This window comes from Kitasatospora sp. NPDC127067 (genome assembly GCF_042724755.1).
GTDB classification, from domain to species: Bacteria; Actinomycetota; Actinomycetes; order Streptomycetales; family Streptomycetaceae; genus Kitasatospora; species Kitasatospora lactacystinica.
This window is the reverse complement of record NZ_JBHXEM010000040.1, coordinates 1-9,334: the sequence shown is the minus strand read 5'-3', so window position 1 is coordinate 9,334 and position 9,334 is coordinate 1. Positions and strand designations below refer to the sequence as shown.

Annotated in this window: 10 protein-coding genes and 1 pseudogene; 6 read left to right on the top strand and 5 right to left on the bottom strand. The window is 75.9% G+C overall.

Translation table 11 applies throughout. The annotated features are described in order from the left end of the window. Positions 1–5 precede the first annotated feature (5 nt). From ACFWJ4_RS18285 to ACFWJ4_RS18260, 6 genes are all read left to right on the top strand, one after another. Positions 6–209, top strand: coding sequence for an MbtH family NRPS accessory protein (locus ACFWJ4_RS18285; protein WP_359903885.1), 204 nt, complete (start codon positions 6–8; stop codon positions 207–209). 132 nt (positions 210–341) lie between these two features. After that, positions 342–854 (top strand): GNAT family N-acetyltransferase, encoded by a 513-nt coding sequence (locus ACFWJ4_RS18280; RefSeq protein ID WP_380545092.1) that lies wholly within the window; start codon positions 342–344, stop codon positions 852–854. A gap of 569 nt (positions 855–1,423) precedes the next feature. Beyond that, positions 1,424–2,689: a molybdopterin-dependent oxidoreductase gene (locus ACFWJ4_RS18275; RefSeq protein WP_380545090.1), complete on the top strand. Its 1,266-nt coding sequence runs from the start codon at positions 1,424–1,426 to the stop codon at positions 2,687–2,689. A gap of 47 nt (positions 2,690–2,736) precedes the next feature. After that, positions 2,737–3,174 carry a hypothetical protein gene (locus tag ACFWJ4_RS18270; RefSeq protein ID WP_380351073.1) on the top strand — a complete coding sequence of 146 codons (438 nt, stop codon included), beginning with the start codon at positions 2,737–2,739 and terminating at the stop codon, positions 3,172–3,174. 122 nt (positions 3,175–3,296) lie between these two features. Beyond that, positions 3,297–4,151, top strand: coding sequence for an S-methyl-5'-thioadenosine phosphorylase (locus ACFWJ4_RS18265; protein WP_380545088.1), 855 nt, complete (start codon positions 3,297–3,299; stop codon positions 4,149–4,151). 86 nt (positions 4,152–4,237) lie between these two features. Continuing rightward, positions 4,238–5,605, top strand: coding sequence for a hypothetical protein (locus ACFWJ4_RS18260; RefSeq protein WP_380545086.1), 1,368 nt, complete (start codon positions 4,238–4,240; stop codon positions 5,603–5,605). A gap of 67 nt (positions 5,606–5,672) precedes the next feature. Here the strand turns inward: ACFWJ4_RS18260 and ACFWJ4_RS18255 are convergent, their stop codons facing one another. The 5 genes and pseudogenes from ACFWJ4_RS18255 to ACFWJ4_RS18235 form a co-directional block, all read right to left on the bottom strand. Further along, on the bottom strand, positions 5,673–6,347 hold the full coding sequence (locus ACFWJ4_RS18255; protein ID WP_359903868.1) for an SAM-dependent methyltransferase: 675 nt from the start codon (positions 6,345–6,347) through the stop codon (positions 5,673–5,675). Continuing rightward, a complete protein-coding gene (locus ACFWJ4_RS18250) occupies positions 6,344–6,871 on the bottom strand; it encodes a DUF2064 domain-containing protein (RefSeq protein ID WP_380545124.1) in 528 nt (175 codons plus the stop codon). The genes ACFWJ4_RS18255 and ACFWJ4_RS18250 overlap by 4 nt, the downstream gene beginning before the upstream one ends. A gap of 99 nt (positions 6,872–6,970) precedes the next feature. Continuing rightward, positions 6,971–7,693: pseudogene (locus tag ACFWJ4_RS18245) on the bottom strand (glycosyltransferase family 2 protein); the annotation flags it as partial. Positions 7,694–7,824: 131 nt separating this feature from the next. After that, the gene (locus ACFWJ4_RS18240) at positions 7,825–8,880 is read right to left on the bottom strand and encodes an NAD-dependent epimerase/dehydratase family protein (protein ID WP_380545084.1); all 1,056 of its coding nucleotides are present in this window, start codon (positions 8,878–8,880) and stop codon (positions 7,825–7,827) included. Positions 8,881–9,161: 281 nt separating this feature from the next. Next, positions 9,162–9,334: oligopeptide/dipeptide ABC transporter ATP-binding protein (locus tag ACFWJ4_RS18235; protein ID WP_380545122.1), on the bottom strand; the 173-nt coding region annotated here is incomplete at its 5' end.

The window sequence follows — 9,334 nt, the reverse complement described above, 5'->3', positions numbered from 1 at the left end:
CCGACATGGACGAGAACACCCGCTACCAGGTGCTGCGCAACGACGAGGAGCAGTACTCCCTCTGGCCCGCCGACCTCGACGTACCGGCCGGCTGGCAGCCCGTCGGCACCGAGGGCACCGAGGCCGAGTGCACCGCCTACGTCGACGAGGTGTGGACCGACATGCGTCCGAAGAGCCTGCGCGATCGCATGGAGAACGCCGGAGCCTGACCGGCCGCACGGACGGGGCCGCCGGTCGCGCCCACGCCGACCGGCCCCGTCCCGGCCGCACCACCCCACCACCGCGCCACTGAACGACCGCACCACCGAGCCGCCGCACCACCACGACCCGAGGAGAGCACCATGACCCCTCCGCTGCGCACCGAGCACCTGGACTTCATCCCCTACCGGCCCGAGGACGAGGACGCCTTCGTCTCCCTGCTGCGCAACGCGGACGTGTGCCGCTGGATGGGCCAGGACCTCGTGCCCGAGCCGGACATCCGCACGCTGTTCCGCGCGATCCTGGCCGACGTCTACCCGCAGAACCTCTTCGACGTCTGGGGCCTGTGGCTGGACGGGGCGTACGCGGGCCACGCCGAGGTCAAGCGCACCGGGAACGTCGACGGCCACGAGCTGGTCACCGCGCTCGCCCCGGAGTTCTGGGGCCGCGGCCTGGGTGCCGAGGCGGTACGCGGCCTGATCCGCTACGCCGGTGACGAGCTGGGCCTCAAGGAGGTCTACGGCATGGTCGGCGCCGAGAACACCCCGAGCCTGACGATGAGCCACCGGCTCGGCTTCCGGCACCTGCGCGACGTCGTCGGCGACGACGGCTCGGTGACGAAGCTGCTGGCCATCTCCACCACCGACCGGGCCTGACCCCTTCCCCGCCCCGGCCCGACCCCTGCCCCGTCCGGAGCAGCGAACCGGCCCCTCCGTCGGTCCCGCCCCGCCCGCCGTCCGCGAAGGCGCACACCGTGCCCGGGACGGACCGCGTCCGCGGAACCGCCGAGTACCCTGCCGGCCGCCCCCGCCGGCTCGGCACCCGGGACCGCGGCAGGGGCGGGATACCTCCGCACGGGTGATGTTGCCGCCCCGCGTGTCCGGCCTTGCGGTGAAGTCCGTGCGCTGCTGGTTTGCTGTCCGGCGGGGTTCCGACGGTGCGGCTCTCGTTCCGGCGACCCAGGCCGGGCGCGGTCGCCGCTTCTCCTCACAACGGGAGGCCGGTGGGCCCGCCCGTTCACGGACGGTTCCGGAGCTGGAGGTGACGGGTGGTCGGGGCCCGACAGGGGGGCGGATCGCCCGGGGAGGACCCCGCGCGGGGCCGGGGCGGCACAAGGGTGCGGGATCTGCCCGGGCGCGGTGCCAGGAGGCTGCGCGGGGCGGCCCGAACCGTAGGCCGGTCCCTCGCCTCGGCCGGTGCGGCCCTCGCCGCCCGGGCCGGTCGGATGCCCCCTCCACCCGGCCCGTTCCGCCGAGGGTTCTGGCGCAGCCCGATCCGCGGCCCGTGGCTCACCTCCGTGTTCGGGTTCGTCCTGCTCGCCGGGATCCCGGTGCTGTTCGTGACCGGGGCGCTGTCCTACGCCGCGTACAACCCCGGCCTCGGCCGGCTCAACGACCAGACGCCGGAGAAGGGGCTGCTGGGCTTCTACCTCTTCGACTGGCCCACCGATCCGTCCTGGCTGTACCGGCTCACCCAAGGCGTGCACGTGACGCTCGGCGTCGTGCTGGTTCCGGTGCTGCTGGCCAAGCTGTGGTCGGTGATCCCGAAGCTCTTCACCTGGCCGCCCGTCCGCAGCGCCGCGAACGCGCTGGAGCGGCTGTCGCTGCTGATGCTCGTCGGCGGCGCCGTGTTCGAGTTCGTGACCGGGATCCTCAACATCCAGCTGCACTACGTCTTTCCGGGATCCTTCTACCCGCTGCACTTCTACGGTGCGTGGGTGTTCATCGCCGCCTTCGCCGTCCACGTGGTCCTCAAGCTGGGCAGCGCGAGCCGTGCCCTGCGGTCGCGTCCGCTGCTGGCGGAGCTGCGGACCGGGCTCGCGGCGACCAGGCCGGAACCCTCCGACGGCGGGGGCCCGGTGGCGGCCTCGCCGGCCGTGCCGACGACCTCCCGGCGCGGTGCGCTCGCCCTGGTGGGAGGCGGCTCGCTCGTCCTGTTCGCGGTGACGGCCGGGCAGAGCCTGGGTGGCGGCCTCCGCGCGACCGCGCTCCTGGCGCCGCACAACCGGGCCCCCGAGCAGGGCCCGAACGGCTTCCAGATCAACAAGACCGCCGCCGCCGTCGGGATCACCCCGCAGCTCGTCGGTCCCGACTGGCGCCTCGAACTGCACGGCGCCGCGGCGCCGTTGGTCCTCACCCGCGAGCAGCTGCTGGCCATGCCGCAGCGGTCGGCCCGGCTGCCGATCGCCTGCGTGGAGGGCTGGTCCACCGAGGACCAGCTGTGGAGCGGACTGCGGCTGGCCGACCTGGCGGCCCTGGCCGGCCTGCCCGGTGCGGCCGATGTGCTGGTGGAGTCGGTCCAACCACCCGGTCCCTTCACCTCGGTGCTGCTGCGGGGCAACCAGATCCGCGACCTCCGGTCCCTCCTGGCCCTGCACGTCAACGGAGTCGACCTGTCGCTCGACCACGGCTTCCCGGCCCGGATCATCGTCCCCGCCAACCCCGGTGTGAACAACACCAAGTGGGTCGGCCGACTCACCTTCAGGGCGTGACCGTGGCCCGACCCGCCCGCCTCACCCGCTGGTACGGCGCAGGGCCGATGCACCTGCTCGTGCTGCTCGCCTCGTTCGCGCTCACCGGTTACGCCGCCGAGCGGCTGGTGTCCGACCGGGCCCTCGCGGTGGTGGTCTGGTTCGTCGGCGGGGCCCTCGTCCACGACCTGGTCCTGCTGCCGCTCTACTCGCTCGCCGACCTCTCCGCCCGGTCCGTCCTGCGCCACCGCCACGAGCGGGCTCCGACCGTCGAGTGGATCAACTACCTGCGGGTACCGGTCGTCCTGTCCGGCCTCCTGCTGCTCGTCTGGTTCCCCCTCGTCCTGAACCTGTCCGAGCCGTACCCGGGGGCCACCGGGCTGTCGGAGGAGGTCTACCTCGGCCGGTGGCTCGCCGTCAGCGGAGTCCTGTTCGGCGCGGCGGCCGTCGCCCTCGCGCTCAAGCTCCGCCGCGTCGGCCGATCCCGACGGTCCGCGCCCGGGTGAGCGGCGGGCCGGCCCGTACCGGCGGTGCGGGGTTCGTGAACCGTAAGACCGGATGTCGAGACCCGAGGCCCGCTGGTTCCCGCAGTGGCCGGAACGGTCTCGCCGAGAGAGAGGTGGAACACATGACGGTACGTGGGGACGCGCCGCGGGCCGAGGTCGGTGTGATCGGCGGCTCGGGCTTGTACGCGCTGCTGGACGAGGTGACCGAGGTGCGGGTCGACACGCCGTACGGGCCGCCGAGCGACGCGCTGTTCCTGGGCGAGGTGGCCGGTCGCCGGGTCGCCTTCCTGCCCCGGCACGGGCGCGGGCACACGCTGCCGCCGCACCGGATCGACTACCGGGCCAACCTCTGGGCGCTGCAAGCGCTGGGGGTGCGGCAGGTGTTCGGCCCGTGCGCGGTGGGCGGGCTGCGGCCGGAGTACGGGCCCGGCACGCTGCTGGTGCCGGACCAGTTCGTGGACCGGACCTCGGGCCGGGTGCAGACCTTCTACGACGGGCAGCCGCTGCCGGACGGCTCCGTCCCCGAGGTGGTGCACGTGCCGATGGCCGACCCGTACTGCCCGGCGGGGCGGCGGGCGGCCCTGGACGCCGCCGCCGCGGCGGCCTGGGGGCCGGTGGACGGCGGCACCCTGGTGGTGATCGAGGGGCCGCGCTTCTCGACCCGCGCCGAGTCCCGCTGGTTCTCCGCGAGCGGCTGGTCGGTGGTCGGCATGACCGGGCACCCGGAGGCCGCGCTGGCGCGTGAACTAGCGCTCTGCTACAGCACGTTGGCGCTCGTCACCGACCATGACGCGGGCGTCGTGGCAGGCGAGGGCGTCACCCAGGCCGAGGTGCTGAAGGTCTTCGCGGGCAACGTCGACCGGCTGCGCACGGTGCTGTTCAAGGCGATCGAGCTGCTGCCCGTCGACCGGGACTGCGTCTGCTCGCACGCCCTGGACGGTCTCACCACCGGCCTTCCGGGCGTCCCCGGAGCCTGACCGGGCCGCAGCCGCGGCGCCACCGCCGGGCGAGCGCGGCGGTGGCGGTCCTCGGTGACGGGGCACCGCGGTGGCAGGGTGGGCGCGTGCTCACCCGACGCCTCCTGCCCTGTGTCCTCGCCCTCGCCGCGCTGACGGCGGCCCTGGCACTGACCGTGACCGGCGGCGGGACGCTCGCCGACCGGGCGCCGCTGTACGGCTGGTACGCCCTCGACGCGGCGCTGTTCACCCTCGCGCTCGTCCTGCTCCGCGGGGTGGGCGACCGTCACGTGGTGCCGCTCGTCCTGGCCGGGAGCGTCGCCGTCGCCGCCGTGGGGCTGTTGGCGCCACCGCGCACCAGCGACGACGCCTACCGGTACGTGTGGGACGGCCGCGTCCAGGCGGCCGGCACCTCGCCCTACGCGCGCACCCCGGACGACCCGGCGCTGGCCCGATTGCGCGATCCGGGCCTGTTCCCGGCGGGTGACGGCTGCGCGGGGTGGGACGAGCGGCGGACCGCGGACGGCGACTGCACCCGGATCAACCGGCCCGCCGTGCACACCATCTACCCGCCGGTCGCGGAGGCGTGGTTCCTCGCCGTGCACCCGTTCGGCGGCGGCGTCCGCGGTGTGCAGGCCGCAGGGGCCGTGCTGGCCGTGGCCACCACCGGCGCACTGCTGGCGGCACGGCGGGGCGGCCGACGCGCTGCGCTGTGGGGCTGGTGCCCCGGAGTGACGGTGTGGGCGGTCAACGACGCGCACGTCGACACCCTCGGTGCGCTCCTGATGGTCGCCGGACTGGGCTTCTCCGCCCGTCGCCGGGCCGGTGCCGGCGGCGCCCTGCTCGGCGCGGCGGTCGCGACCAAGCTGCTGCCGGCGCTCGCCCTGCCCGGAGCGCTCTCCGGGCTGCTGGCCCGGCGTCCGACCAGGTCCGACGTGCTGCTGCTCGCAGTGGCCCTCGGGACGTTCGTGGCGGTCTATCTGCCCTACCTCGTCGCCTCCGGGCCCGGTGTGCTGGGGTACCTGCCCGGATACCTGCGGGAGGAGGGGTACGAGCAGGGGCACCTCGACCGGTTCGGCCTCCTGCGGATCGTCGTCGCCGACCGGTGGGCCCCGTGGGCGGCCGCGCTGGTGCTGGCGGTGGTGGCGCTGTGGGTGCTGCTGCGCGGCGATCCCGGCCGACCGTGGCGCGGCGCCCTGCTGGTGACCGGAACGGCGCTGCTGGTCGTCGCGCCGAGCTACCCCTGGTACGGCCTGCTGGTGGTGGCCCTGGTCGCGCTCGACGGGCGGGGGGAGTGGCTGGCCGTTCCGGCGGCCGGACAGGCGCTCTACCTCATCGGCGGGGCGGACGCCCAACGGTCCGCGTACGCGGTCGCGCTGGCCTGTGTGCTCGCGGTGCCGACGGCCCGTGGGCTGTCCCGCGCCGTACCGCCGCGGCCGGCGCGCGGCCCGGCGCCGGGGACGACGAAGGCCTGACCGGCCGCCGACGTTCCGAGGCGCGTGGCGCACCGCCGACTCGGAGGGGGCGGGTCGAAGCGCCCCGTCACACGAGTGTGCCGGCGGAGGACTTGCGGAGGGCGAGGAACCGCCGTCCGTGGGAGGTCCAGCGTTCGGTCTCGACGAGCCCGGCCCGGCGGGCCCGCCGGGTGACCGCCCCGGCGCCGCACCGGGCCCAGGCGAACGCCGGACCGAGGCGGCCGTCGGAACCCTCGACCCGTACGGTGATCCGTTCGTCGAGCTCCCACGGCTCGACCTCGACCAGCAGGACGCCGTCCGGTGCCAGGAGTTCGGCGCCGCGGCGCAGCAGCACGGCCGGGTCGCCGCCGATGCCGAGGTTGCCGTCCGCGAGCAGCGCACCGCCCCAGCGGCCCTCGGCGGGCAGCCGGTCGAACACGGACCGGCACAGGGCGGGGCCTCCGAGGTGGCGGGTCCGTTCCACCGCCGCCCCGGTGACGTCGACTCCCAGGGCCGGGACGCCGAGGGCCAGCAGGGCGGCCACGAGCCGGCCGGGTCCGCAGCCCAGGTCCACCACCGGGGCGGCCAGGCCCACGCAGCGCCGCAGCAGGCTGTGGTCGCCTCCGGCGGCGGGGGCGCACCACCGTTCGACGTCGAGTGCGATGCGCGAGCCGTCCTCCTGGCGCAGCCACAGGGGGCCGCGTCCGGCGCGTACGGCCTCGGCGAACGGGTCGTCGATCCAGGCGGCGGCCGGGGCGGTCATCCGGCGAACTCCGGGGCGGTGTCGATCGTGCGCAGGCGCACGGCGAACCCGGTGTGCGGCGCTTCGGCCGCGACGCGGCGGGCGTCCTGGATGGTGTCCACATCGGTCATCACCGGGAGGTGGCGGACCGTCAGGCGCTCGGCCGCGAGGCGGTCGAGCAGGGCGGCGCCGGTGCGGGAGGTGGACATCGGCACCCCCCGGAGCAGGCGTCGGGCCAGTCGCTCGGTGGGGTGGGCCAGGCCGAGGGCCCAGAAGCCGCCGTCGGCCGCCGGGCCGTACCAGGCGTCCGCACCGGCGCGGTGGGCCGGGGAGAGCGACTCGGCGAGGACGGTCGGGTCCAGCTGCGGGGTGTCCATGCCGACCAGCAGGGCGGGTGATCCCGGAGCCCGCCGGGCAGCATGGGCGAAGGCCGCCGCGAGCCGCTCGTCGAGCCCGCCGCCGCACTGCGGGACGACGTCCCAACCGGGCGGCAGCCACGGACCGGCGTCCCCGTCGAGGACGAGCAGCCGTCGGCCGGCCGGCATCCGGTCGAGAGCGGCGAGGGTGTCGACGAGGGCGGCCCGGGCCAGCGCCGCCGCCTGCCCCGGACTGCACGGCGGGGTGAGACGTGTCTTCACCCGGCCCGGAACCGGCGCCTTGGCGATGACCAGCAGGGTGGGCGGCGGTGCGGCCAGCACGGCCCGCATGTCGCGTACGGCCTGACGGGTGCCGCGCACGGTCCCGGTGACCTTGGAGCGGCCGGAGCGCGGCAGGTAGTCGACGTCGGTCTCGGTGATCCGCATCCCGGCCGCCGAGGCGGCGAGCACCATTTCGAGCGGATAGCCGGAGCGGCGGTCGCCCAGCCCGAGGGCGATCAGCCGCTCCCGCCGGGCGGCCCGCATCGGTCCGAGGTCGTGCAGCGGCGCCCCGGTGAGGGCGCGCAGCCGGCGGGCGAGGACGGTGTTGGCGAGCCGGGCGTGCACCGGCCAGGCGCCGGCGGTCGCGGGACGGCGGCGGCCGAGCACGAGGTCCGCCGTGCCGGCCGCCACGGGACCGGCGACGCGGGGCAGTTGGGCCGGATCGAGCGAACCGTCGCAGTCCATGAAGCAGACCAGTTCGGCGGTCGCGGCGAGCAGACCGGCGTGGCAGGCGGCGCCGAAACCGCGCCGGGGCTCCTCGACGACGGTGGCGCCCAGCGACCGGGCCAACTCCGCCGAGCCGTCGCGCGAACCGTTGTCGACGACGATCGCGCGCCAGCCGTCCGGGACACGGCCGAGCACCCACGGCAGGGCCGCGGACTCGTCCAGACAGGGGAGGACGACATCGGCGACGGGGACGGGATGGAGGGGAGAAGTCACGCCGGTCACGCTAACCGCAGCCCGGCCCGCCGAGGCCGAACCGCGCCTTGCGGAGGTGCCACGTCGGCGAGGCTCGACCCGTCCGGGGGAGCGGACGGGATCCGGCGGCACCCGCGCACGGCTGACGTCGCGCGCCGTTCTCACGCCCGCTGCGGCGCGGCGGCGAACTCCAGCATCCCGTCGGCGAAGGAGACCCGGGCCCGCCACGTGAGTTCCGTCCGGATCCGGGCGGAGTCCGCGGTGATGTGGCGGACGTCGCCGAGCCGGTACTCGCCGGTCACCACCGGCGTCGGCCCACCGTGGGCGGCGGCCAGCGCCCGTGCCATCTCCCCGACCGTACGGACCTCGCCGCTGCCCACGTTGTAGGCCCGGGTACTGCCCGGCGGGCGGTCGCCGAGCGCCGCCAGCGCGGAGAGGTTCGCGGCGGCGACGTCCGCCACGTGGACGAAGTCCCGGCGCTGCCCGCCGTCCTCGAACACCCTGGGCGATTCGCCCCGGGCCAGGGCCGAGCGGAAGAGCGACGCCACTCCTGCGTACGGAGTGTCCCGCGGCATCCCGGGGCCGTAGACGTTGTGGTAGCGCAGGGTCAGGGCACGGCCCGCACAGGCGCGGGTCCAGGCGGAGACCAGGTGCTCCTGGGCGAGCTTCGTCGCCGCGTACACGCTGCGCGGGTCCGTCGGTGCGTCCTCCGTCACCAGGCAGGGCAGGAGTTCGGCACCGCAGCGCGGGCACGGCGGCTCGAACCGGCCGGCGTCCAGTTCGTCCGGGCGCCGTGGACCGGGTGCGACGTCCCCGTGCAGCCGGCAGCGGTAGCGACCCTCGCCGTAGACCACCATGGACCCGGCGAGGACGAGGCCGCGCACGCCCGAGTGCGCCATCGCGGCGAGCAGCACCGCCGTTCCCAGATCGTTGCAGCCCGCGTAGGCGGGCGCGTCGTCGAGGTCCGTCCCCAAGCCGACCATGGCCGCCTGGTGGCAGACCGCGTCCACTCCGGCCAGCGCCCGCTCGACCGTCGCCCGGTCCCGTACGTCCCCGTGCCGGAAGTCCACCGCCGCGGGCAGCTCGGGTGGCATCCCCGAGGGATGGACGGCGGGAAGCAGCGCGTCCAGGACACGGACCTCGTGGCCCGCCGCCACGAGGCCCCGGACGACCGCCGAACCGATGAACCCGGCGCCGCCGGTGACCAGAATCCTCATGACCGGTGACGCTACCGGGCCCCGACCGTGGAACGGCCGAAGGCGGCGGCCGCGTCATGCCTCGGTCAGGGGTTCGGCCGCGCCGCCGTTGTCGGGCGGCCGACCGGGGCCGGTGCTTCCGTGCGGGCTGCGACACCTCCGGGGGAGTGCCGCCGCGCGCTCGCCATCCGTCGGCGGCTCGGCGTCGCGGGCGGGCCGGCCGGGGACGAGCGCCGCGCCCTGTTCACCGGCGACCCGGTCCCGTCCGCCGCCCGATCGGGTACCGGGACGGCCCCGGCCGGTCAGGCCTCCGCGGCGCCGACCAGCGGGCGGTGGCAGGCCACCGTGCGGCCGGGCGCCACCTCCCGCGGGCGGGGCTCCTCGGTGGCGCAGCGGCTGTCCGCCAGCGGGCAGCGGGTGCGGAAGCGGCAGCCGCTGGGCGGGGCGAGGGGGGAGGGCGGGACGGTGGGGAGCA